This is a genomic window from Paenibacillus sp. JT22N1 (assembly GCF_059692155.1).
In genome coordinates this window covers 436,576-461,129 of record NZ_JCAUAW010000003.1, presented here as the reverse complement: position 1 = coordinate 461,129, position 24,554 = coordinate 436,576, and the positions used below count along the sequence as shown (strand labels likewise).

The 24,554-nt window shown below is 45.0% G+C and carries 23 protein-coding genes; 22 read left to right on the top strand and 1 reads right to left on the bottom strand.

Features of this window, described 5'->3' with window-relative positions; genetic code table 11:
* Positions 1-2 precede the first annotated feature (2 nt).
* Both AC58UU_RS08500 and AC58UU_RS08495 read left to right on the top strand, forming a co-directional pair.
* On the top strand, positions 3-3,278 hold the full coding sequence (locus AC58UU_RS08500; protein WP_497314651.1) for a TIM-barrel domain-containing protein: 3,276 nt from the start codon (positions 3-5) through the stop codon (positions 3,276-3,278).
* 55 nt (positions 3,279-3,333) lie between these two features.
* Positions 3,334-7,188, top strand: a complete 3,855-nt coding sequence (locus AC58UU_RS08495) for a TIM-barrel domain-containing protein (protein ID WP_497314649.1) — start codon at positions 3,334-3,336, stop codon at positions 7,186-7,188.
* A gap of 75 nt (positions 7,189-7,263) precedes the next feature.
* On the opposite strand, the gene AC58UU_RS08490 is transcribed toward AC58UU_RS08495, so the two are convergent.
* Positions 7,264-9,186 (bottom strand): FAD-dependent oxidoreductase, encoded by a 1,923-nt coding sequence (locus AC58UU_RS08490; RefSeq protein WP_497314647.1) that lies wholly within the window; start codon positions 9,184-9,186, stop codon positions 7,264-7,266.
* Positions 9,187-9,378: 192 nt separating this feature from the next.
* On the opposite strand from AC58UU_RS08490, the gene rsgA reads away from it, so the two are divergent.
* The 20 genes from rsgA to AC58UU_RS08390 all read left to right on the top strand — a co-directional run bounded on the left by rsgA (position 9,379) and on the right by AC58UU_RS08390 (position 24,549).
* Complete coding sequence (gene rsgA / locus AC58UU_RS08485) at positions 9,379-10,440, top strand: ribosome small subunit-dependent GTPase A (RefSeq protein WP_497314645.1); 1,062 nt, start codon at positions 9,379-9,381, stop codon at positions 10,438-10,440.
* A gap of 93 nt (positions 10,441-10,533) precedes the next feature.
* The gene (locus AC58UU_RS08480) at positions 10,534-10,842 is read left to right on the top strand and encodes a hypothetical protein (RefSeq protein WP_497314643.1); all 309 of its coding nucleotides are present in this window, start codon (positions 10,534-10,536) and stop codon (positions 10,840-10,842) included.
* A 162-nt stretch (positions 10,843-11,004) separates the two neighbouring features.
* Entirely contained in the window at positions 11,005-11,355 is a 351-nt protein-coding gene (locus AC58UU_RS08475) for a histidine triad nucleotide-binding protein (RefSeq protein ID WP_497314641.1), read from the top strand.
* A 114-nt stretch (positions 11,356-11,469) separates the two neighbouring features.
* A complete protein-coding gene (gene rpsU / locus AC58UU_RS08470) occupies positions 11,470-11,643 on the top strand; it encodes a 30S ribosomal protein S21 (RefSeq protein WP_029195880.1) in 174 nt (57 codons plus the stop codon).
* 8 nt (positions 11,644-11,651) lie between these two features.
* Positions 11,652-12,095, top strand: coding sequence for a GatB/YqeY domain-containing protein (locus AC58UU_RS08465; RefSeq protein WP_029195881.1), 444 nt, complete (start codon positions 11,652-11,654; stop codon positions 12,093-12,095).
* Positions 12,096-12,284: 189 nt separating this feature from the next.
* A complete protein-coding gene (locus AC58UU_RS08460) occupies positions 12,285-12,935 on the top strand; it encodes an NfeD family protein (RefSeq protein ID WP_497314638.1) in 651 nt (216 codons plus the stop codon).
* A 12-nt stretch (positions 12,936-12,947) separates the two neighbouring features.
* The gene (floA, locus tag AC58UU_RS08455; RefSeq protein WP_497314636.1) at positions 12,948-13,937 is read left to right on the top strand and encodes a flotillin-like protein FloA; all 990 of its coding nucleotides are present in this window, start codon (positions 12,948-12,950) and stop codon (positions 13,935-13,937) included.
* A gap of 21 nt (positions 13,938-13,958) precedes the next feature.
* On the top strand, positions 13,959-14,420 hold the full coding sequence (locus AC58UU_RS08450) for a YqfB family membrane protein (RefSeq protein WP_497314634.1): 462 nt from the start codon (positions 13,959-13,961) through the stop codon (positions 14,418-14,420).
* Between the two features lie 154 nt (positions 14,421-14,574).
* Positions 14,575-14,853 carry a sporulation protein YqfC gene (gene yqfC, locus AC58UU_RS08445; protein WP_497314632.1) on the top strand — a complete coding sequence of 93 codons (279 nt, stop codon included), beginning with the start codon at positions 14,575-14,577 and terminating at the stop codon, positions 14,851-14,853.
* Between the two features lie 34 nt (positions 14,854-14,887).
* Positions 14,888-16,081, top strand: a complete 1,194-nt coding sequence (gene yqfD / locus AC58UU_RS08440; protein ID WP_497314630.1) for a sporulation protein YqfD — start codon at positions 14,888-14,890, stop codon at positions 16,079-16,081.
* A 6-nt stretch (positions 16,082-16,087) separates the two neighbouring features.
* Entirely contained in the window at positions 16,088-17,053 is a 966-nt protein-coding gene (locus tag AC58UU_RS08435) for a PhoH family protein (RefSeq protein ID WP_497314628.1), read from the top strand.
* A 37-nt stretch (positions 17,054-17,090) separates the two neighbouring features.
* Positions 17,091-19,322, top strand: coding sequence for an HD family phosphohydrolase (locus AC58UU_RS08430; protein ID WP_497314627.1), 2,232 nt, complete (start codon positions 17,091-17,093; stop codon positions 19,320-19,322).
* A gap of 42 nt (positions 19,323-19,364) precedes the next feature.
* The gene (gene ybeY / locus AC58UU_RS08425) at positions 19,365-19,892 is read left to right on the top strand and encodes an rRNA maturation RNase YbeY (protein WP_497314907.1); all 528 of its coding nucleotides are present in this window, start codon (positions 19,365-19,367) and stop codon (positions 19,890-19,892) included.
* The gene (locus AC58UU_RS08420) at positions 19,892-20,596 is read left to right on the top strand and encodes a diacylglycerol kinase (RefSeq protein WP_497314625.1); all 705 of its coding nucleotides are present in this window, start codon (positions 19,892-19,894) and stop codon (positions 20,594-20,596) included. Before ybeY ends, AC58UU_RS08420 begins: the two co-directional genes overlap by 1 nt.
* A 32-nt stretch (positions 20,597-20,628) precedes the next feature.
* Positions 20,629-21,042 carry a cytidine deaminase gene (gene cdd, locus AC58UU_RS08415; RefSeq protein ID WP_497314905.1) on the top strand — a complete coding sequence of 138 codons (414 nt, stop codon included), beginning with the start codon at positions 20,629-20,631 and terminating at the stop codon, positions 21,040-21,042.
* Between the two features lie 6 nt (positions 21,043-21,048).
* Positions 21,049-21,948: a GTPase Era gene (era, locus tag AC58UU_RS08410; RefSeq protein ID WP_057303091.1), complete on the top strand. Its 900-nt coding sequence runs from the start codon at positions 21,049-21,051 to the stop codon at positions 21,946-21,948.
* Positions 21,949-22,044: 96 nt separating this feature from the next.
* Positions 22,045-22,197 carry a YqzL family protein gene (locus AC58UU_RS08405; protein ID WP_082562144.1) on the top strand — a complete coding sequence of 51 codons (153 nt, stop codon included), beginning with the start codon at positions 22,045-22,047 and terminating at the stop codon, positions 22,195-22,197.
* Between the two features lie 52 nt (positions 22,198-22,249).
* Complete coding sequence (gene recO / locus AC58UU_RS08400) at positions 22,250-22,999, top strand: DNA repair protein RecO (protein WP_497314622.1); 750 nt, start codon at positions 22,250-22,252, stop codon at positions 22,997-22,999.
* Positions 23,000-23,177: 178 nt separating this feature from the next.
* On the top strand, positions 23,178-23,993 hold the full coding sequence (locus AC58UU_RS08395; protein ID WP_057303089.1) for a pyruvate, water dikinase regulatory protein: 816 nt from the start codon (positions 23,178-23,180) through the stop codon (positions 23,991-23,993).
* 91 nt (positions 23,994-24,084) lie between these two features.
* Positions 24,085-24,549, top strand: a complete 465-nt coding sequence (locus tag AC58UU_RS08390) for a YaiI/YqxD family protein (RefSeq protein ID WP_057303088.1) — start codon at positions 24,085-24,087, stop codon at positions 24,547-24,549.
* Positions 24,550-24,554: the final 5 nt, after the last annotated feature.

Sequence of the window (24,554 nt, the reverse complement as noted above, 5' to 3'; positions counted from 1 at the left end):
TTATGTATGTAAGGAAAGTACCATTCCGATTTTCTCTCTCTTTTTTGTTCTGTTTCTGTCTCTTCGTCCCCCCTATTTATGCCATTGATGGTGTTCATCATTCGCCATACGGAATCGATGATCTGTACGAGATTCAGGCGACGGAGCGGAGTCCAAGAGATCCCGTTGCAGGCGACACCGTGTATATCAAAATAACAACGTGGCCCATTGAATCAGGACAAACGGCTTGGGTGACCTGGACGAAAAATGGTGTCAATCAAGCTGCTGTCGGAGCAGCTTACAAATACAACAGCGGCAACAACACTTACTGGGAAGCGAACCTTGGCACTTTTGCTAAAGGGGATGTGATCAGTTATACCGTTCATGGCAACAAGGATGGCGCGAATGAGAAGACTAGCGGAGCTTTTACTTTTACGGTAACTGGATGGGAATACGTTAGCAGTATCAGCTCCATCACGAATAATACGAACCGTGTTGTGCTGAATGCGGTACCGAATACAGGCGCTTTGACGCCGAAGATCAACCTTTCCTTTGCGGCGGATGATGTGCTCCGTGTACAGGTTTCTCCAACTGGAACAGGAACGCTAAGCAGCGGACTAAGTAATTACGCGGTTTCGGATACCGCATCAACCACATGGCTTACAACCTCCAAGCTGAAGGTGAAGGTGGATAAGAATCCTTTCAAACTTAGTGTTTATAAGCCTGATGGAACGACCTTAATTGCCCGTCAATATGACAGCACTACGAATCGTAACATAGCCTGGTTAACCAATGGAAGTACCATCATCGATAAGGTAGAAGATCATTTTTATTCGCCAGCTTCAGAGGAGTTTTTTGGCTTTGGCGAACATTACAACAACTTCCGTAAACGCGGAAATGATGTAGACACCTATGTATTCAATCAGTATAAGAATCAAAATGACCGCACCTACATGGCAATTCCTTTTATGCTTAACAGCAGCGGATATGGCATCTTCGTAAATTCAACGTATTATTCCAAATTCCGATTGGCAACCGAACGCTCTGATATGTTCAGCTTTACGGCTGATACAGGGGGTAGTGCTGCCTCGACACTGGATTATTATTTCATTTACGGAAATGATTTGAAGAATGTTGTGGGTAACTACGCTAACATTACTGGTAAGCCAACAGCACTGCCGAAATGGGCTTTCGGGTTATGGATGTCAGCCAACGAATGGGATCGTCAATCCAAGGTGACTACAGCCATTAATAACGCGAACACCAACAATATTCCGGCAACGGCAGTTGTGCTGGAACAGTGGAGCGATGAGAACACGTTTTATATTTTCAATGATGCCACCTATACCCCTAAAACAGGCAGCGCTGCGCATGCATATACCGATTTCACTTTCCCGACATCGGGGAAATGGACGGATCCAAAAGCTATGGCGGACAATGTGCATAACAATGGGATGAAGCTGGTGCTCTGGCAGGTCCCTATTCAGAAATGGACTTCGACGACTTATACCCAGAAGGATAATGACGAAGCCTATATGACTGCTCAGAATTATGCTGTGGGCAACGGCAGTGGTGGCCAGTACCGGATACCAACAGGACAATGGTTCGAAAACAGTTTGCTGCTTGATTTTACGAATACGACCGCCAAAAATTGGTGGATGTCTAAACGTGCTTATCTGTTTGATGGTGTGGGTATCGACGGCTTCAAAACAGATGGCGGTGAAATGGTATGGGGTCGCTCGAATACCTTCTCGAACGGCAAGAAGGGCGATGAAATGCGAAATCAATATCCAAATGAGTATGTGAAGGCATATAACGAGTACGCACGCTCGAAGAAAGCCGATGCGGTCTCCTTCAGCCGTTCTGGCACACAAGGCGCACAGGCGAATCAGATTTTCTGGTCTGGTGACCAAGAGTCGACGTTTGGTGCTTTCCAGCAGGCTGTGAATGCAGGGCTCACGGCAAGTATGTCTGGCGTTCCTTATTGGAGCTGGGATATGGCAGGCTTCACAGGTACTTATCCAACGGCTGAGTTGTACAAACGTGCAACCGAAATGGCCGCTTTTGCACCGGTCATGCAGTTTCATTCTGAGTCTAACGGCAACTCTGGTATTAACGAGGAGCGCTCGCCATGGAACGCACAAGCGCGTACAGGCGACAATACGATCATTAGTCATTTTGCCAAATATACGAATACACGCATGAATTTACTTCCTTATATTTATAGCGAGGCAAAGAAAGCAAGTGATACTGGCGTTCCGATGATGCGCGCCATGGCGCTTGAATATCCGATGGACACGAACACGTACGGTTTGACGCAGCAGTATATGTTCGGGGGTAATTTACTTGTTGCTCCTGTCATGAATCAGGGAGAAACAAACAAAAGTATTTATCTTCCGCAGGGGGATTGGATCGATTTCTGGTTCGGTGCTCAGCGTCCCGGTGGTCGAACAATCAGCTACACGGCCGGCATCGATGATCTACCGGTTTTTGTGAAGTCTGGCAGTATTCTTCCGATGAATTTGAACGCGCAATATCAAGTAGGCGGGACCATTGGCAACAGCTTAACGAGCTACACGAATCTCGCATTCCGCATTTATCCGCTTGGTACTACAACGTATGACTGGAATGATGATATCGGCGGTTCGGTGAAAACCATTACGTCTACAGAGCAATATGGGTTGAATAAAGAAACAGTCACTGTTCCAGCGATTAATTCTACGAAGACATTGCAAGTGTATACGACAAAGCCTTCCTCTGTAACGGTGGGTGGTTCAGCGATGACAGAGTACAGTACATTAACCGCCTTAACCGGAGCATCGACAGGCTGGTATTACGACACGGTACAGAAATTCACTTACGTCAAGCTTGGCTCAAGTGCATCTGCTCAATCAGTTGTGCTAAATGGCGTCAACAAGGTGGAATATGAAGCTGAATTCGGCACGCAAAGCGGCGTAACTACAAACACAAACCATACGGGTTATACAGGTACAGGGTTTGTAGACGGCTTTGAGACCCTTGGAGACAATGTTACTTTTGATGTTTCTGTCAAAGCTGCAGGTACCTATTCGATGAAGGTTCGATATTCATCCGGTGCAGGCAATGGCTCAAGAGCCATTTATGTAAATAACACCAAAGTGACGGACCTTGCCTTACCGCAAACAACGAACTGGGATACGTGGGGTACGGCTACGGTCAACGTCTCGCTCAGTGCAGGTCTGAACTCGGTGAAAGTCAGCTATGATGGTACCAGTTCACTCGGTATTAATCTCGATAACATCGCGATCGTAGAGCAATAAAAAGCAGGGAGGTCAAGTCCCTCCCTTAATTTCTAATCGAAAGGGAGTATCATAGATGAGTCCACCAAACAAAGAAATTCCACGTATCCTTGCTTTTTTTACAGCGTTTACGTTGTTTGGTTCAACCCTTGCCTTGCTTCCTGCTTCTCCTGCACATGCTTATGTCGGCAGCCTAGGCAATCTCATTACTTCGAGTGTAACCGGGGACACCTTGACGCTGACCGTTGATAATGGTGCGGAGCCGAGTGATGACCTCTTGGTTGTACAAGCGGTTCAAAACGGTATCTTGAAGGTAGATTATCGACCAAATGGCATTGCGGCAAGCGCGAAAACTCCGATGCTGGATCCAAACAAAACTTGGTCAGCTGTAGGGGCTACGATTAACACGGCTGCCAATCCAATGACCATCACGACCTCCAATATGAAGATTGAGATTACCAAGAGCCCAGTTCGAATGACGGTCAAAAAGTCTGACGGCACTACGCTATTCTGGGAACCATCCGGCGGAGGGGTATTCTCAGACGGTGTGCGCTTCGTTCATGCCACCGGGGACAATATGTATGGCATCCGGAGCTTTAACGCCTTTGATAGCGGGGGCGACCTGCTGCGGAATTCGTCCAGTCATGCCACCCATGCGGGTGAACAGGGGGATTCCGGTGGTCCTCTTATTTGGAGTACAGCGGGTTATGGATTATTAGTTGATAGCGATGGTGGTTACCCATATACAGATAGCACAACCGGCCAAATGGAGTTTTATTATGGTGGGACCCCTCCTGAGGGACGTCGTTATGCGAAACAAAACGTGGAATATTATATAATGCTCGGAACCCCAAAGGAAATTATGACCGGCGTAGGGGAGATCACGGGGAAACCACCCATGCTTCCTAAGTGGTCGCTTGGATTCATGAACTTTGAGTGGGATACGAATCAAACGGAATTTACGAATAATGTGGATACGTATCGTGCCAAAAATATCCCCATAGATGCTTACGCCTTCGACTACGACTGGAAAAAATACGGGGAAACCAACTACGGCGAATTCGCGTGGAATACGACTAATTTCCCTTCTGCTTCCACGACTTCTCTAAAGACAACAATGGATGCTAAAGGCATCAAAATGATCGGAATTACGAAACCTCGAATCGTTACGAAGGATGCTTCTACGAATGTGACGACCCAGGGGACGGACGCGACAAACGGCGGTTATTTTTATCCGGGCCATAACGAGTATCAGGATTATTTCATACCCGTAACTGTACGCAGTATCGACCCTTATAATGCTAGTGAACGTACCTGGTTCTGGAATCATTCCATAGATGCGCTAAATAAAGGGATCGTTGGTTGGTGGAATGACGAGACGGATAAAGTATCTTCCGGTGGAGCATCGTATTGGTTTGGCAACTTCACAACAGGCCATATGTCTCAGACCATGTACGAGGGTCAACGGGCTTACACGAGTGGAGCACAGCGTGTTTGGCAAACAGCTAGAACTTTCTACCCAGGGGCCCAGCGGTATGCGACTACCCTTTGGTCTGGTGATATTGGCATTCAATACAATAAAGGCGAACGGATCAGCTGGGCTGCCGGGATGCAGGAACAAAGGGCAGTTATGCTGTCCTCCGTGAACAATGGCCAAGTGAAATGGGGCATGGATACCGGTGGATTCAATCAGCAGGATGGCACGACGAACAATCCGAATCCCGATTTATACGGACGGTGGATGCAGTTCAGCGCTTTAACACCTGTTTTCCGCGTGCATGGGAACAACCATCAGCAGCGCCAGCCATGGTACTTCGGATCGACGGCGGAAGAGGCTTCCAAAGAGGCTATTCAACTGCGGTACTCCTTGATCCCTTATATGTATGCCTATGAGAGAAGTGCTTTCGAGAATGGGAATGGGCTCGTTCGTCCCTTGATGCAGGTATATCCGACGGATGCTGCTGTCAAAAATTACACGGATGCTTGGATGTTCGGTGACTGGCTGCTAGCTGCGCCTGTGGTAGATAAACAGCAGACGAGTAAAGATATCTATTTGCCGTCTGGTTCATGGATTGACTATGCGCGAGGTAATGCAATAACTGGCGGTCAAACCATCCGTTACTCGGTTAATCCGGACACCTTGACAGACATTCCTCTCTTTATTAAAAAAGGTGCGATTATTCCAACACAGAAAGTGCAGGATTACGTTGGGCAGGCTTCTGTCACTTCCGTTGATGTGGATGTGTTTCCGGATACGACGCAGTCGAGTTTCACGTACTACGATGATGATGGCTCCAGTTATAACTACGAAGGCGGTACTTATTTTAAGCAAAATATGACTGCGCAGGATAATGGTGCAGGCTCGCTAAGTTTTACATTAGGGGCAAAGAGTGGCAGTTACACGCCAGCTCTCCAGTCCTATATCGTTAAGCTGCACGGATCTGGAGGAACTTCTGTAACAAACAACAGCACAGCTATGACGTCCTATGCAAGCTTGGAAGCATTAAAAGCTGCCGCTGGGGAAGGCTGGGTAACTGGGAAGGACATCTATGGGGATGTCACCTATGTGAAAGTGACGGCAGGATCAGCTTCTTCTAAATCTATTGCTGTTACAGGTGTTGATGTAGTGAGCGCAACTTCTGCGCAATACGAAGGTGAGGATGCATCGCTTTCTGGAAATTCGGTTGCTACAAAGGCTTCCATTAACACTAATCATACGGGATATACGGGAACTGGATTTGTAGATGGTTTGGGCAATGATAGCGCGGGTGTCACTTTCTATCCAAAGGTGAAAACTGGAGGTGACTATAATGTCTCCCTGCGTTATGCGAATGCTTCAGGCTCGGCTAAGTCAGTCAGTATTTTTGTTAATGGAAAAAGAGTGAAGTCCACCTCGCTCACTAATCTTGCGAATTGGGACACTTGGTCTACGCAATCCGAGACGCTGCCGCTGACGGCAGGTGTGAATATTGTGACTTATAAGTATTACTCCGATGCAGGCGATACGGGCAATGTTAACATCGACAACATCACAGTACCCTTTGCGCCAATCGTCGGCAAGTATGAAGCAGAGAGTGCTGAACTTTCTGGTGGCAGTACAATGAACACGAACCATTGGTACTATAGTGGTACGGCTTTTGTAGACGGATTGAGTGCAGCAGGCGCGCAGGTGAAATACAACGTGAATGTCCCTAGCGCTGGGAGTTATCAGGTAGCGCTGCGATATGCTAATGGCAGTGCTGCAACGAAAACGTTGAGTACTTACATCAATGGATCCAAGCTAGGACAAACCAGTTTCACGAGTCCTGGTACCAATTGGAACGTTTGGCAGGATAATGTCCAAACGGTGACGTTAAACGCAGGGGCAAACACGATTGCGTTTAAATACGACGCTGCTGATAGTGGGAACATCAACTTAGATCGCCTGCTTCTTTCAACTGCGGCAGCGGGAACGCCGGTTTCTGAGCAGAATCTGTTAGACAATCCTGGTTTTGAGCGTGACACGAGTCAGAGTCATAACTGGGTCGAGTGGCATCCAGGCACGCAAGCTGTTGCTTATGGAGTTGATAGCGGCTCAACAACCAATCCGCCGGAATCCCCATGGACGGGCGATAAGCGGGCATACTTCTTTGCATCAGGCGCCTATCAACAAAGCATCCATCAAACCATTAGTGTTCCTGTTAATAATGTAAAATACAAATTCGAAGCTTGGGTCCGCATGAAGAACACGACACCTACGACGGCCAGAGCCGAAATTCAAAACTATGGCGGATCTGCTCTTTATGCGAACATCAGCAACAGCGGTGTTTGGAAATACATCAGTGTAAGTGATATTATGGTGACCAATGGTCAGATCGATGTTGGATTTTACGTGGATTCACCTGGCGGAACTACACTTCACTTTGATGATGTACGTGTGACCAAACAATAAACAAACAACCAGCTCTCCCGCGAATGGGAGGGCTGGTTGTTTGTTCGTTATGAAAGGCGATTCGTGTAATGATGGTTAAACACTTTGAAGTGCTTGCTGAACTTCTTGCACAATGGATAACGCAGCGGTGCGAGCACTAGAGAATGCGCGTTCTGCCAGCTCACCCTTACCCGTACAGCCGTCTCCGCAGAAGTAGAAAGGCACGTTTTCCACACGTGTCGGCAGTAGATTATTGGAAGCGATGTTTTTCACGCTGGATACCATCGCTTTTTTCGAAACCCGTTTCACGGCTGTGACATCGCGCCAGCCTGGATAATGTTTATCAAATAGGGCTTCCATTTGGAGGTTCTTTTCTTCTAGATACGCTTTGCGCTGCTCCTCGTTATCAAAGCGGTCGCTTAAGTATGCGATACCTTGCAGCAGCTGCCCGCCTTCTGGTACCAGTGTGTGATCTGTCGCGGAAACATCACTGATGAATAGTTTGTTATCCATGTCGCTGATGTAGCTGAAAGGTCTCGCGACAACACGGCTTAACCCAACGTCATACACCATCACTTCGGTTGCCGTATTGGATTCATACGGAGCTAGGAACGGCTCCCATGCTGTACCCTTCAGTAGCTTGACGACTTGCTGAACCGGCATTGCGAAAATCACTTTGTCAAAGGTGACTTCACGGTTTTTGGTTTGCAGTACAAATTTACGATCTGCGTATCGGAGGCTTTCCACGCCTTCTTGAAGGGCAATTTCCCATTTGCCGGACGTTGTCAGCTTTTGTTTAAGCTGATTCGTAATAACGGCCCAGCTTCCCAATACATAATTGACGGGCTTCGAGGAAAGGAACAAGTTGTGATAGTACTCGCTGATTACCGCTCCGGACACGTTGCGTGCATCCTCAGGTGTAATGAAGAAGTTGGAGCAAACCAGATGCTCCCATAACTCTTTAACATCCTCGTCCGCATTGGACTCTGCCAAATAATCAGCAAGAGTTGCGTAGTTTTTTAAATTGTGAATATTCGCGATAATGGCTGTAATTTCACCGACGAATCTTACTTTTTGCATCGTGCTGAGCAGATCAGTTTTTAAGAGGTTTATCGCGTCAAGTGGTGCTGGCGTAAGCTGATTATTTTTCGCATAAAAAACTTTGCGTTTATCTACTTGCTTAGAAGAAAAAGATAGTCCAAGTTCACGTTCCATGTTTGTTAACGTATGTCGATCAATCCCATAGATGGCATGTGCGCCATAGTTGAGTGTAAATCCTGCTTTTTCGTAAGTAAAAGCACGTCCTCCAAGTTGCGGGCTACGCTCGAAAAGGATACCTTCGACATGTGGATTCTCAGATAAATAAGCGGCCGCTGTTAAACCTGCTAAGCCTCCGCCAATAATAGCTACTTTCATTTTGTTTTCCTCCTTGGGGACTGGTTCTACCTGCAGAGATGCGTAAGGCTCCTCGGAGCGCAAACCTACCCACAGCCAGGTTAAGTTGTTTTTCATCATGGAGAGTAAATCGGCTTCATCTTGATTGCACCAAGTACGGACCGTTCCCGCATACATGCAAACGAGAAGTTCAATTTTTCTGGGTTCTGGAAGCCAATGTAACAAACTTTCAGATAGTACGTTTAATTGCTGTTGTTCTTCCGTTTTTATGGTTTCATTCTGCAAGGATAAAGCTTGTAAACTGCGGACTAATCTGGGTGAAGATTGAATGTTGGACGATAAGTCTAAGAATAAGCGATTAATGTGTCCTTCAAGGGATTGGACCTTGGAGGGAGGCTGCTTCACCCAATCTTGAATCAATTGAATTTGTTTACTGTAAAGCGCTGAAATGATGGCATCTTTGCTTTTAAAATAATGATAAAACGTTCCCTTTGATGATCCCGTCGCCGCGATGATATCGTCTACAGATACATTCTCATAACCCTTTTCCATAAACATAGTTAAGGCGACTTCCATCATCACATCACGTTTTTTGCGGGTGGAGGCTCTCATGAATTGGCTCATCCGCTCACTCCATTCCAACCATCGATTTACTCCTATTATATGCAAAAATAGACTTTCAGTCTACAATTTAATTGACCCTTCGCTTAAAACTTGAAGAAGGAAAAAACAATCTAAATCATTATTTACCGTGTGATGTCGATACCTGCGGTCTATACTTCAGAATAGAACCATACGAGAGGATGAAATACACACTTGAAAAATGAAGATTTAGGATGGAATTCCTTTTTTGAAAAAGCGTTCGAACCTTACCTAAATGAAGGATACCAGGTTGGACGGGTGTCCTTGGAACATAAACATATATATCGCGTTCAGACGGAAGTCGGGGAAGCGCTAGCCGAGGTATCGGGTAAAATGCGACATCTTGCTTTCCGTCGCGAAGACTACCCAGCTGTAGGCGATTGGGTTGTACTGTCAATCAGAGGAGAAGAACAGCGAGCAACGATCCATGCTGTATTGCCACGCAAAAGTAAGTTTTCCCGTAAAGTGGCTGGTCAAGTCACCGAAGAACAAATTGTTGCCACGAATGTAGATACAGTGTTTCTGTTCACAGCACTTAATTTAGACTTTAATGTACGCCGTATTGAGCGTTATTTGGTATTAGCTTGGGAAAGCGGTGCAAATCCAGTTGTTGTTCTAAGTAAAGCGGATTTATGTGAGGACCCGGAAGCGCTGGCTGCAGAGGTCGCGGCTGTTGCGGTAGGGGTGCCCATTCATATTATTAGTTCAACAGAAAATCGCGGACTAGATGAGCTTGCTGCTTATATTTCTCCAGGCCAAACAGTCGCGCTTCTTGGCTCGTCCGGTGTTGGCAAATCCACTTTGGTCAACCGCATCTATGGGAAGGATATTCTGGACACAGGGGATATTCGTTCGGGGGATGACAAAGGGAAGCATACGACGACTCACCGCGAGCTCATCACGCTGCCTGGAGGAGGCATATTGATTGATACGCCAGGTATGCGTGAACTCCAGCTGTGGGATGTTTCGGAGGGATTAAGCACGTCATTTCAAGATATCGAAGTGCTTGCAGGAGTGTGCTTCTTTCAGGATTGTAAGCATGAAAATGAACCGAAATGCGCTGTGAAACATGCGTTAGATGAAGGGACTTTGGCAGTTGAACGATTTAATAACTACTTAAAATTACAAAAGGAGCTCGCTTATTTGGCGCGCAAAGAAGATAAAGGGCTTCAAGCAGCCGAGAAAGCGAAATGGAAAAAGCTGCACCAATCCTTAAAAAGTCAGCATAACCGTTAAAATTTTACGTAGTTAGATAAGCCCTAACGCGTTCACAGAGTAGCCTTTTGCCTATAGCTGAATATGCTGTTGGTAAAAAGGAGGCATAAGCCTATGAAACATCAGGAAGCACATGATATATGTAAAATGCATATGTACCGTTATGTGAGCGTCACAATGACAAGTGGTGTGGTTTATGACGGTATTGTGGAAAATGTGGATGATGACCATCTATACTTAGCCATTCCGATCGGTGGAATGGATCAGGAACAAATGAGAGCTTTTTTACCTTATTCCTATCCGGGTTATGGCTACCCGTACGGATTTCCGGGTTACGGTTACGGCTTTCCAAGACGGCGTTTTGCAAGACAAATCCTACCGCTAGCTGCATTACTAACCTTATCCTTACTTCCGTATTATTAATAGAATGAAACCCATTCAATCTAGAAACATCTTACAGTCAATGAGGTGTTTCTTTTTTTTGCAATTATTCCATTTATAATTGTAGATTGGATTGGATTTTTCAGCTCTTTTCCGATAAAATTAAAAGTAGTAGTTTCACGAAAGTGGGGGACAAGCCGAACAATGAGTGATTGTATTTTCTGTAAAATTATTGCGGGGGAACTTCCCTCTAAGAAAGTGTATGAGGACGAACAAATTGTTGCTTTCTATGATATTCAGCCAGCTTCACCCATTCATGTCCTTATCATTCCTAAGAAGCACATTGCTTCACTAGCCGATGCGGGAGAAGAGGATTGGAACTTGATAGGTCAAATTCAGCGTGTGGCTGCGCAAATTGCTAGAGAACTAGAAGTAGAAGAATCTGGTTATCGGGTTATAACGAATATTGGAGCTAACGCGGGCCAAATTGTTCACCATCTTCATTATCATCTTATGGCTGGGGCACGATTATCGCCTTTAGGGGTGCACAATTAAGCTTCCTTTCACGAATCGAAAGGTTTGCGATTGACACCCTAATTACTATGACCTATAATGAGATTTGATGAACCGTTTTGTCTTAGATGGTCTGTTCGGAGGGAGGGAAAACTGTTGTCAGAAACTCGAGTTCGTAAGAACGAAACTATAGATGCTGCACTTCGTCGCTTTAAGCGTTCCATCGCTAAGGATGGCATTCTTGCAGAAGTTAAAAAACGTAAACATTATGACAAGCCTAGCGTTAAGCGTAAGCTTAAATCTGAGGCTGCTCGTAAGAGAAAGTTCTAGGAGGCAACATGAGCTTAAGCGATCGATTGAACGAAGATATGAAGCAAGCGATGAAGAGTCAGGACAAGTTCAAACTCTCCGTAATTCGAATGGTGAGATCTACCATCAAGAATTCAGAGATTGATCTGAAAAGAGCCTTAGATGACAATGAAGTGCTTGACGTTCTAACTCGTGAAATCAAACAGCGTAAGGATTCCCTCCAAGAATTTACGAAGGCCGGCAGAGATGATTTGGCCGAGAGCCTGAAGGCAGAACTTGTTATTCTAGCTGAGTACATGCCGCAACAGCTTTCTGAGGAAGAAGTGAAAGCCATTGTACAGCAGACCATCCAGCAAATTGGTGCTTCTTCCAAAGCGGATATGGGCAAAGTGATGACGGCATTGATGCCTCAGGTCAAAGGACGCGCTGATGGTAAACTTATCAATCAGTTAGTTCAACAATTATTAGGTTAATACAAAATATGTTAGAAAAGACCGAGTGGACCAAGTCCTCTCGGTTTTTTGTTTCCACACTAAACGCGGTCGCGCATCCCTGAATGGCCTCGATAGAGGATTTCTCATTATCTTGGGCAAAAACGAAACAGTTTGGATGTTGTAACGTACATATTAGTGATAAGGAAGATTCAGGGAAAGGAGTGAAAGATGATGTTTGTAGAAAACTTATCTGCCTTTCTGACTCATCCCGTTACAGCGACGGTATTATTAGTGGTTGGGATCATTGGAATTGCATTGGAGCTGCTTTTTTTCAGCAGTGGATTGCTCGCCTTAGCGGGGGTAGCTGGTTTTGCACTCTATTTTCTCGGGTTTTATTTAGCTGGTTTTGCTGGTTTCGGAGACTTGGCTGTCTTCGGAATCGGGTTACTTCTTCTTATCCTAGAATTGGTCGTTCCGAGTTTTGGGATTCTAGGTGTATTAGGCGCAATATGCCTCTTTGGCGGGGTTCTGATGGCATCTTCAGATCCCACACAAGCAGCGATAATGCTGGGTATCGCCTTGTTGTTAGCAATCGTTGCGATCTCCTTCGCGATCAAAACCTTTAAGCACCGCGGTATTTGGAACCGTTTTATTCTGAAGGAGCAGCTAACGACGAACAAGGGATTTACATCCAGCCCAGATCGATCCTATTTAATTGGAATGACGGGAGAAGCGATTACTCCGCTCCGCCCTGCCGGGACTGCAATCATTCATGGTGAGCGCGTGGATGTGGTGACGAATGGCAGCTTTATTGCCACAGGAAAGAATGTAGTCGTTGTTGAAGTAGAAGGAGTTCGCGTTGTAGTACGAGAGAATTAGGAGGGAATAAATATGAATATAGAACCAGGATTATATTTGGTGTTGGTTGCGGCCATTATTATTATTGCACTTTCAGTATTGCTGAGTATTGTGCCTGTCATGCTCTGGATTTCAGCACTTGCTTCCGGGGTAAGAATTAGTATCATTACTTTAATTGCTATGAGGCTTCGTCGCGTGACCCCAAGTAGGATCGTCAATCCGATGATTAAAGCTACTAAAGCGGGTATTGATTTAAGTGTCAATCAGCTAGAAAGCCACTTTCTTGCAGGCGGTAACGTTGATCGGGTTGTCAATGCATTAATTGCTGCTCACCGCGCGAAGATTCACTTGGAGTTTGAACGTGCAGCGGCTATCGATCTTGCAGGGCGGGATGTCTTGTTAGCCGTTCAAATGAGTGTAAATCCACGTGTCATTGAAACACCTAATGTTTCAGCAGTGGCGAAGAACGGAATTGAAGTAAAGGTTATTGCCAGGGTTACGGTTCGAGCCAACATTGACCGGCTTGTAGGGGGTGCGGGCGAGGAAACGATTATCGCTCGTGTAGGTGAGGGGATTGTAACTACAGTTGGTTCCAGTGACTCTCACAAAGATGTATTAGAGAATCCAGATTTGATTTCACGAACGGTTCTGGGTAAAGGGTTAGATGCCGGAACAGCTTTTGAAATATTATCGATTGATATCGCGGATGTGGATGTAGGTAAAAATATTGGCGCCAATTTACAAACGGAACAGGCAGAAGCCGATAAGCGAATTGCTCAGGCTAAAGCTGAGGAAAGACGTGCGATGGCTGTTGCTGTCGAGCAAGAAATGAAAGCCAGAGTTATAGAAATGCGTGCCAAGGTTGTCGAATCGGAGACACAGGTGCCTCTTGCGATGGCTGAGGCACTTCGAAATGGTAAACTAGGTGTCATGGACTATATGAATCTTAAAAATATTGATGCAGATACACAAATGCGTTCTTCGCTTGGCAAAATAAATGATGGTAAGAGTGAGAAAGAATAGTAGTTTTGAAGAGGTGATCAGGTGGGACAGCTCATTGAAATTTTGTTGAAGAACTGGTATCTGGTTATTATTGCCTTCGCCTTTTTTTATCAAATTCGAAGTAAGGGCCGGCGAGCAAATCAGGAAACTAAGGCGAGGCCGGGAATGCCATCCTTTGGTGAAGCTCCTAATGGCGCTACGCGCCCAGTAGAAGCGAAGAAATCAGGCCAGAAGGGGTTTGGATCGACCTTGCAATCGGGGCGCGTGCAAGACGAGTATGGTCGTTCTAACACAGCCAAGGCGGTCTCGACTATGCCCAATCAGAAGGCCTCTCCTTTCGGCTCGCCAACACAGGTTATTAACGAAAATGCATCTGTTTACGCAGATGCAATCTCAACGCCGAGTCCTTTTCCTGAACAACCGAGCCGTGATCAGCTCCTGCAAGGAATTGTGTGGGCTGAAATTCTCGGTCCGCCAAGGTCGAAGAAGCCTTATCGCAGATAAAAGTATGTAAGAACGTCCCCTCGATTGATCGAGAGGGCGTTCTTTGCTTTGCAGGTTTTTCACATAAAACTGGCGCTCTCCGCATAATTTGGTAGAAAGTCTCTGCGCATTTTCTGTATTTATGATCATCTAGTTAGAGGGGGTACTCCCAGCTATGCGTCGCTTGACCCGCAAATGGAACCAGTTCACGGCCAAAATCCTTGATCTTCCTCAGGATGTGGTACAGGACTTGCCGCGAATTACGATGATCGGCAACGTACAGCTTTATGTAGAGAATCATCGGGGTGTACTTCATTTTTCAAGTGAAAAGTTGAAGCTCGAATTAACGAAAGGGACGTTAGAAGTGTTCGGAAGGCAATTAGTTATTCGAGCTATTCTTTCAGAAGAAGTGTTTATTGAAGGTTTGATCGATAATGTGAAATATGAACCATAGATGAGAGTATGGACTGAGAACAGGAGGCTGAGTCATGAAACAATCCCTTTTCATTGCTCGTTTGCGAGGTTATGTGCGCATTCAAATACGAGGTGAAGGTTGTGGAAGATTAATTAATCCCATGATGGAGAAGGGATTCTCCATATGGGATATTCAAGCTGGAGATGAGGGGAAGCTTGAGCTTTTCATCCTGATCAAAGATTTTTTCAGACTTAAACCGCTGTTGAAACGGACAGGCTGCAGGGTGCATGTTACTGAAAGGCACGGGCTGCCTTTTTTTATGGACAGACTGGGTCGCAGAAAGGTTTTTTTTGCAGGAATGGCAGCTTTTATCATAGGTCTTTATTTATTGACTTCGCTCGTATGGCAAGTTAGTGTGGAAGGGAATGATCGTATCTCTGAGTCGGAAATTTTGCAAGCTGCATCCAAACAGGGCATACATACGTTTCAATGGAAATTTAAGTTGAAGAAAGCAGAGGATTTATCGCGCGAAATCCAAGGAATGTTGCCGCATGCGGCTTGGGTTGGTGTCGAAATTCGTGGTACCCATATCACGATCAAGGTTGTCGAGGCAACCATTCCTGACAAGGGACCGCTTATGAATCCTCGGAATTTGGTTGCTGCCAAAAACGCGCTCGTTACCGAGATTTTATCAGATAAAGGCAAACCCATGGTGAAGCCGAATACGTATGTGCGAAAAGGGGACGTGCTTATCTCGGGTACCATTGGCGATGAACAAAATAGCCAAGTGGTGGTTGCAAGTGGTAAAGTTAAGGGCATCGTTTGGTTTACCTCCCGAATCGAGTCTCCGCTTACAAAAACATATAGGGTATATTCAGGTGAAACTATAACTCGCAACTATCTTGTTTTTGGGACAAGAGCACTGCAACTAAGTGGTTTTGGTAAGCAGAAATTCGAACATTTCGAAACGATTCCAGAGCGTAAAACGTTGGCTTGGCGATCTTTTTCACTTCCGCTCGGTTGGCTTCATGAAAAGGTGATGGAGGTACATATTGTCGAGGAACCTATTGATCCAGCGATTGCGAAAAAGGCGGGCTTAGAGCAGGCAAAAGCTAAATTACTTGGAGCTGAAGGAGCAGATGCTAGAATTGTCGGCGAAAAAATTTTGCATGAAAAAACAGAGAATGGTAAAATTTATATAGACGTGCATTTTGAAGTCGAAGAAAATATCGCCGAAGAACAACCAATTGTGATACGAGGAGAATGAGGGCTGTTGGTAGAATACGCGCAATCTGTGAAAATTACATTGAAAAATCCGGTTGAAGGACTAGCCTTGTTCGGACCGCAGGATAAATTTCTGCATGTCATCGAACGGGAGATTCCTGCACAAATCTATACGCGTGAAGCCGAAATAACGATACAAGGAGCTGCTGCAGAAGTGAACTCACTTCAGCAGCTTTTTGAGGTTCTCTTACAGCTCATCCGTAATAACTATACGTTGACAGAGCGAGATGTTTTGTATGCGGTTGAACTTGCGAAGCAGATGAAAACCGACCAATTGCTTGATTTGTTCAAAGGTGAAATTACAACAACACATAAGGGTAAGCCTATACGTGTCAAAACGATCGGACAACGGAAATATGTCGAGACGATTAAGAAGAAAGATATCGTCTTCGGGATTGGACCCGCAGGAACAGGTAAAACCTATTTAGCTGTTGTGCTTGCCGTGACGAGGCTTAAGGAAGGGGCCGTCAAAAGGATTGTATTAACGCGCCCTGCAGTCGAGGCTGGGGAAAGTCTGGGCTTTCTGCCAGGGGACTTGCAGGAAAAAGTTGACCCCTATTTACGCCCATTGTATGATGCTCTTAATGATGTCCTTGGACCTGAGCAGGTAGCCAAGTCATTAGAACGAGGACTTATCGAGATTGCACCACTGGCTTATATGCGCGGTAGAACGTTAGATGATTCTTTCATCATTCTGGATGAGGCGCAAAATACAACGCCTGAACAAATGAAAATGTTTCTGACAAGACTTGGTTTCGGTTCCAAAATGGTGATTACCGGGGACGTTACGCAAATTGATTTGCCGCGCGGCAAATCGTCCGGTCTCGTAGAAGCAAATCGCATTCTCAGTAATATCGAGGAACTTGGCTTTATTTATTTTGATGAGCAGGATGTGGTTCGACATTCACTTGTTCAGAAAATCATTGTTGCGTACAATGCTGAAAATGATAAGTAACTGAGCAGGGTTGTTAGGTAGAGAGGAATGACCTTCCGTGAAGAAAAATGAAGTGCAAATGAAAGGCAAATTTCATTACCAGCTGAACGGATGGAAATACAGTACAGGAATACGGGTACTGTTGTTTCTCTTGCTGGCTTTAATTTTTTATATGTCCCTTTACGTCAAGCTTGTGCCTCAAGTTTATGATATTGTGTTAGGAACGACGAGTGAAAAAACCATTTATGCTCCTAGACAAATTGAAAACGCAATTGCTACTGAACAAGCCAAAGAAGACGCTGCCAAGCGCGTCCAACCCGTTTATCGAATTGTGAATCTCAAAAATGATACGCTGATTGATGTTATTTATGATAAATTGTTGCAAATCAATGCGGATGAAGAAGTGAAATTTGATGACAAAGTCAGCATTTATCGCCGGGTTATTCCGCAACTAATCAGCGATACGCAAAATCAATCTATCAAATCACTTCGTATCAGCGGTCAATATAACGATTTATTGCTTGAACAAATCCAGCAGGGGCTTGCCGAACAGCATTACCCGCTGCCGGAGGAAACTTATTTTAAGCTTCCAAGGTTGACCAAGGATGATTTAGCGGCTATGCGTCCTGTGACGAAAGACATCGTTAACAAATTGATGAATGATCAAATCTTGGATGCGCAGACGGCCCGGGCTAAAGTTGCTGAGCTTGTGAATACATCGAATTTGACGAAGAATACATCCCGTGAAATGGTTACCGAAATCTCTAGAGCCATCATAACGCCGAATAAATTTTTTGATCAAAAGGGCACCGAGGATGCCAAAGGTCAAGCTAGAGAGAGCGTGAAACCGGTATACATCAATAAGAATGAAGTTCTCGTTAAAGTCGGGGATGTCATAACGGAAGAGATATACGCTAGACTAGATAAACTGGAGCTTCTGAAGGACAAAGCGAATTATTTGCCGCAACTAGGGCTCAGTATTCTTTCGGCTCTCTTGTCATTCGCCATTTATATGTTTGTCCGACAAAGCGCATTGCCGATCAAATACAATAATTCTCAGCTCGTGATGCTCATTCTTATATTTCTTATCAATGTTATTGGAATGAAAATGATCTCTCTCGTGCAAAATCTAGATTATCCTTATATTGGTTATCTGGCTCCGACCGCGTTAGGAAGTATCCTGATTGCCATTTTACTGGATGCTCCGCTAGCGTTCATTGCATCGGTCTTATTCTCCTTAATGGCTAGTATTATCTTTAACACGGAGCACGTGTTGCTTTTTGACTACCGTTACGGATTAGTTAGCTTGGCTATTTGTTTTAGTGCAGTGTTTACGATTCAAAGGGCAAGCCAACGGGCTACCATCCTGAAAGCTGGTCTTATGATTGCCTTCTTCTCTATGTTAACGATCACATCGATGCTGTTGATGGAAGATCATTTTCAAAAGAGAGAAGCCCTTCTGTCGCTTTCTTTCGCGGCTGCAGGCGGATTATTAACAGTTGTGTTCGTTATTGGGCTGCTGCCTTTTTTCGAGGTTGCATTCGGTATTTTATCACCGCTCAAATTGGTGGAGCTTTCAAATCCGAATCATCCTTTGCTGCGCAAGCTGCTTACGGAGACACCGGGGACCTATCATCACAGTGTCATGGTGGGGAATTTGTCAGAGGCCGCAGCTGAATCCATCGGAGCCGACGGGCTGCTGTGCCGAGTTGGTTCTTATTACCATGATATTGGCAAAACTAAGCGCCCAAGCTACTTTATTGAAAATCAAACGAATATTGAGAATCCGCATGATCGCATTGATCCGAATTTAAGTAAGTCCATCATCATAGCGCACCCTCGTGATGGCGTTGAAATGCTTAAAGATTTCAAAATGCCTAAGCCGATAAGAGACATTGCTGAACAGCATCATGGAACGACACTGCTGCACTTTTTCTATCATAAAGCGATGAAACAAGCCGAAGAAGAGGGCAGTGAGAAAGAAATCCGTGAAGAGGATTTTCGTTACCCAGGTCCCAAAGCGCAATCCAAGGAAGCAGCAATTGTGGGTATAGCGGATAGCGTGGAGGCTGCTGTTCGATCACTGCGTAATCCGACGCTTGAACAAATCGATTCGATGGTGCACAAAATTATTAAGTCCCGTTTGGACGACGGACAATTTAATGAGTGTGATCTCACGCTCAAAGAACTCGATAAGATTGCCAAAACATTAAACGAAACCTTGTTAGGGATCTTTCACGCAAGGATCGAATATCCAAGTGAGCTAGCTCCAAAGAAGTCAGGGGCTTGATGATATCTACGACAAATTAAAGGAGGGCACATAATGGCAAGTATGGATTTAACGTTAGAGTGGAGTAGTGAGCAAGAAGTGAAAGAAATCATGCCTGCTTTTATTGAAAAGCTTGAAGAGCTGCTGCGTTTAGCAGGCGAGCTTGAAGGCGTTACGGAGGGGGAAGTTGCCCTTACATTCGTAGACGATGAAGCGATTCAAGAGCTTAATAAACAATACCGTGACTTAGATAAACCGACCGATGTACTCTCGTTTGCAATGAGCGAGTTCGGAGAGGATGAAATTCATATCAACTACGAGGATGATGGTGAAGGCGACCCAGATGATCTTCAAGACGGTGAAACGGTGTCTGAAGGGTTCATTGAGCCTTTAGGGGATATTATCATTTCCGTTCCCCGTGCCATCGCTCAGGCCGAAGATTATGGACATTCCGTTGAGCGTGAGCTCGGATTTCTATTCGTTCATGGGTTCCTACATTTGATCGGCTATGATCACCAAAGTGAAGAGGAAGAGAAGATTATGTTTGCTAAGCAGGAGGACATTTTGCAGAAGGCAGGTTTGACCCGCTAATGTCGGACGGCTTCCGTAAATGGCGCAGGAGCTTCCGGTATGCCTATGAAGGAATCAAATATGCTTTAGATACGCAGCGCAATATGAAATTCCATTTTTGCGTTGCTTTTCTTGTTTTGTTGGCAGCGCTTTTAATCCATCTGCCCAAAACGGACATTCTGTTTATTCTACTTGCGGTAACTCTCATGATTGTTACAGAGCTCATCAATACGGCTGTGGAAAAAACAGTGGATCTGGCGATGCCAGATCGCCATCCGTTAGCCAAAATTGCGAAGGACGTCGCCGCGGCGTCCGTATTGGTGTCCGCAGGTTTTGCCGTGATTGTTGGCATGATTGTATTTTATGAGCCTATCGATCACTTGCTGCGAAATTCAAGAATGCAGGATACTCCGGTATCCGCGGGAACGATTTGGGTCCTTATTGCCCTTGTTATTTTGACGGTCATTGTAATTGAGACACGTTTCTCAGATAAAGGGAAACTGGTGCGACCTAGCTTGTTGACAGCTGTTGCCTTTGCAATTGCTACTGTTATTACGATTTTCGTCTCGCAAACGATAGTTGCACTGCTTGCATATACGCTCTCTATACTTATTTTTATTATGTTATATGACAAAAGGAAGAGACCATTTCCAGCACTAATTCTAGGAGCACTCATTGGCATCATGGTCACAATCCTCGCTTTTTCCTGCCTTAACATGCTATAACGTTAATATAAAATGAAAGTAGGTTGATGGCAATGAATCAACAAGAACTCATTGAACACGCGAAAGAAGCGATGAAAAGAGCCTATACACCTTATTCGAATTTTCAAGTTGGTGCGGCGCTTCTTGACGCAAACGGTCATGTGCACTATGGCTGTAACGTAGAAAATGCAGCATACGGACCGACCAACTGCGCTGAGCGAACTGCGTTATTCCGTGCCATCGCAGATGGTCATAAGGCAGGTTCCTTTCAAGCTATAGCGGTGATGGGGGACACAGAAGGTCCTATTTCCCCATGTGGTGTTTGCCGCCAGGTATTGGTGGAGCTATGTGAACCGGATATGCCAGTTTACCTTGGTAATATGAAAGGTGATTTTGCAGAAACTACCGTGTCGGCCTTATTGCCAGGTGCTTTCACAACGAAAGATTTGCATATAAATGGAGGATAACTAGAAGTGGCTAAAAAAGAATTTAAATCAGGCTTTGTCGCTATCATCGGACGCCCGAACGTTGGGAAATCAACGCTGATGAACCAAATCATCGGGCAAAAAATTGCAATCATGTCAGATAAGCCTCAGACAACAAGAAACAAAATCCATGGGGTTTATACATCCAATAACGGTCAAATTGTTTTCCTGGATACGCCAGGTATTCATAAACCGACTTCCAAATTAGGCGATTACATGAGTAAAGTGGCGCATGGGACGCTTGGGGAAGTGGATGCGGTGCTGTTTTTGGTTGATGTTGCCGAAGGGATTGGCGGCGGTGACCGTTATATTATCGAGCAGCTAAAGCATGTTGAAACGCCTGTCATTCTGGTATTAAACAAAATTGACCTTGTTCAACCTGAAGCACTATTGGCGATTATTACAAATTACAAAGATTTGTATAACTTTGCTGAAATCGTGCCGGTTTCTGCTCTCAAGGGTAACAATGTAACAACATTGTTGGAACAAATTGTTCGTTATTTGCCGGAAGGTCCGCAATACTACCCAGCCGACCAAATTACAGATCACCCGGAACAATTCGTATGTGCTGAACTCGTTCGTGAGAAAATCTTGCATTTGACGCGGGAAGAAATTCCGCATTCCATTGCCGTTCAGATTGAAGACATGCGTGTCGAGCCCAATGGTGTAGTCCATATTTCAGCGGTCATATTTGTTGAGCGAGATTCACAAAAAGGTATCGTCATTGGCAAACAAGGAAGTTTACTCAAAGAAATTGGACGGCAGGCTCGCCGTGATATCGAGACGCTGCTAGGCTCCAAAACTTTCTTGGAACTGTGGGTTAAAGTGAAAAAAGACTGGAGAAATCAAGATAGAGTTCTACGTGATCTTGGCTTCCGCCACGACTAATAGGTTTTTTCCTAAGAGTTCCAGTTTTTATCTCGCATAGAGAAGCTTCCTCTGCGCATCCTAAGAACATCACGTTCAATGGGGAGGATGCTGAACATGAAAGATTTTTCGTGGACGTATTTTTCAAAGACCGGTGATGTAGATGCCTATCTGCTGTACAAACAAGTTTCCGGAGAACCGGGTATGGACACCGATGTACAGGAAGAGGATCAAAGTAACGAAGAGCCGCTCGAAGGTCTGAATATGTAAATTCATATTCATTAGCTCGTAAGTTCAGAGCGGCATTCATGGGGGAAGTCATTTGCTGCGCAGCGTACAGGGGATTGTACTCCGTAGTATGGACTATGGAGAGGGAAACAAGATCATTAGTCTATTCACCCCCGAGCTGGGTAAGGTTGGTGTCATGGCTCGGGGCGCTAAGAAAGTGAAAAGTCGACATGCCGCCGTTACGCAGCTTTTTACGTACGGCGATTTTGTTTTTTTCAAACAAAGGGGTCAGATGGGATCTCTGAATAGTGCTGAGATTATCGAAGCCCATCATGCTTTACGAGAGGATTTACATATGTCTGCGCATGCTTCCTATTTGGTGGAGATGACAGACCGAATGCTTGGTGACGAAGAGGGCAGCACTTATATATTTGAGCAGTTGAAAGCTGGACTGATGGCTATTGAAGAGGGCAAGGACATGCAGATCGTCGTTCACCTCTATGAAATGAAGATGTTTGATCTAGCCGGTTATCTCCCTGTGACAAATGCTTGTGTCTCCTGTGGAGAAACATCGGGGATTACGACCTTTAGCCCTGCAATGGGTGGGACTTTATGTGCTCGCTGTCGATACAAAGACTCTGCGGGTATTCCTATCGGTGAAGGGACGCTTAAGCTTCTGAAAATATTTCCTCGCATGGATATGCGGAGACTTGGTGCCGTGCAGGTAAAGGAAGAAACGAAAGCGCAGTTGAAGACCTGTATGCGAGCTTATATGGATATCCATATTGGTGTTCAGTGGAAATCCAGAGGCTTTATCGAACAAATGGAAAAATACAATATATAGTGTTGATTTCTAATTTGACATGTGAATTCGGCTTTGATATGATGTGGTGGAAATCACCTCGCCCTTGTGCTGTCCGCATATCGGTGAGGTTTTTCTCATGCTTTCGTTCTGTTTGCGTCTACTTTACATACAAATGACTAATGTAGGGCCTCGTCCCTGCTGAAAGGGGCTTAGGGAAATGGACCACCCACTACCTACTCGCGTATATGTTGTTTCGGATTCAGTTGGGGAAACGGGAGAATCTGTCGTGCGTGCCGCTGCGATGCAGTTTCATCCTGTACCCGTTGAAATTATGAGAGCTCCATTTATCCATGATTTTGAAGGAATAGATAAAGTCATCAATGCGATTAGAATACATGGCGGAATTGTTGTTTTTACCTTAGTTATTCCTGAATTGCGAGACGATCTGATTGCTAAGGCGAAGGAGTACGATATCCCGCATATAGACTTGCTGGGGCCGGTTGTTGCTACCTTAGGGCAAGCATTACACCAAGAGCCTCGCAGACAACCAGGAATGATTCACCCACTCGATGAAGATTATTTTAAAAAAGTTGAAGCGGTTGAATTCGCGGTCAAATATGATGACGGTCGGGATTTTAGCGGCATACAAAAAGCGGACATCATCTTATTGGGGGTTTCTCGTACATCCAAAACACCCTTATCTATGTACTTGGCGCACAAAAGATTTAAAGTCGCTAATGTTCCATTGGTACCCGAAATGCAGCCTCCTGCTGCGATTTATACGGTTCCAAAGGATAAGATCATTGGACTAAGGATCGACCCTGATAAATTGAATGTCATACGTCAAGAACGGCTGCGAACATTAGGGCTTGCAGAAAATGCAACCTACGCCAATGTAGAACGTATTAAAATAGAACTGGCTTTTGCTGACAAAATTATGAGCAAAATTGGTTGCGTCATCTTTGATGTTTCCAACCGTGCCGTTGAAGAGACAGCAAGTTTAATCATGGACCATATCGAACGAGTTCAGTAAGGTTTTATGTTTTCCCTTGCAGGATTTTTTGTAAGTCCATCGTATATAATAGTACGGTGAGATTTCGTCTAGAGAGCAGGGGCTGAACTGTATGCGAGCGAGAAGTATTATCGTTGATGCTGATGCTTGTCCAGTAAAATCCGAAATTGAGCAAGCAGGTAGGCAGTTTGGTGTACAAGTTGTGCTAGTTGCTTCTTTCGATCATCGGATGAAGGAGAACCCTGGCGTGAAGGTCGTTCAAGTCGACCGTTCCGATCAATCTGTCGATTTATATATTGCCAACCAGATTCAGCAAGGTGATATTTTGGTGACACAAGATTTTGGACTCGCCGCCTTAGGATTGGCTAAGGGATCTATTTGCTTAACGAATCGAGGGCAGGAATATACCGATAGTTCGATTGATTTCCTATTGGATCGTCGTCACGCATCGGCTAAAATGCGCAGAAGCGGAAAGCATTCGAAGGGGCCAAAACCTTTTACGGAAGCAGATCGTCAAAATTTTCTACATGGTTTGACAAAACTTTTAAAATATTTGCAGGAAATCGAAAACAAGTAGCGAAT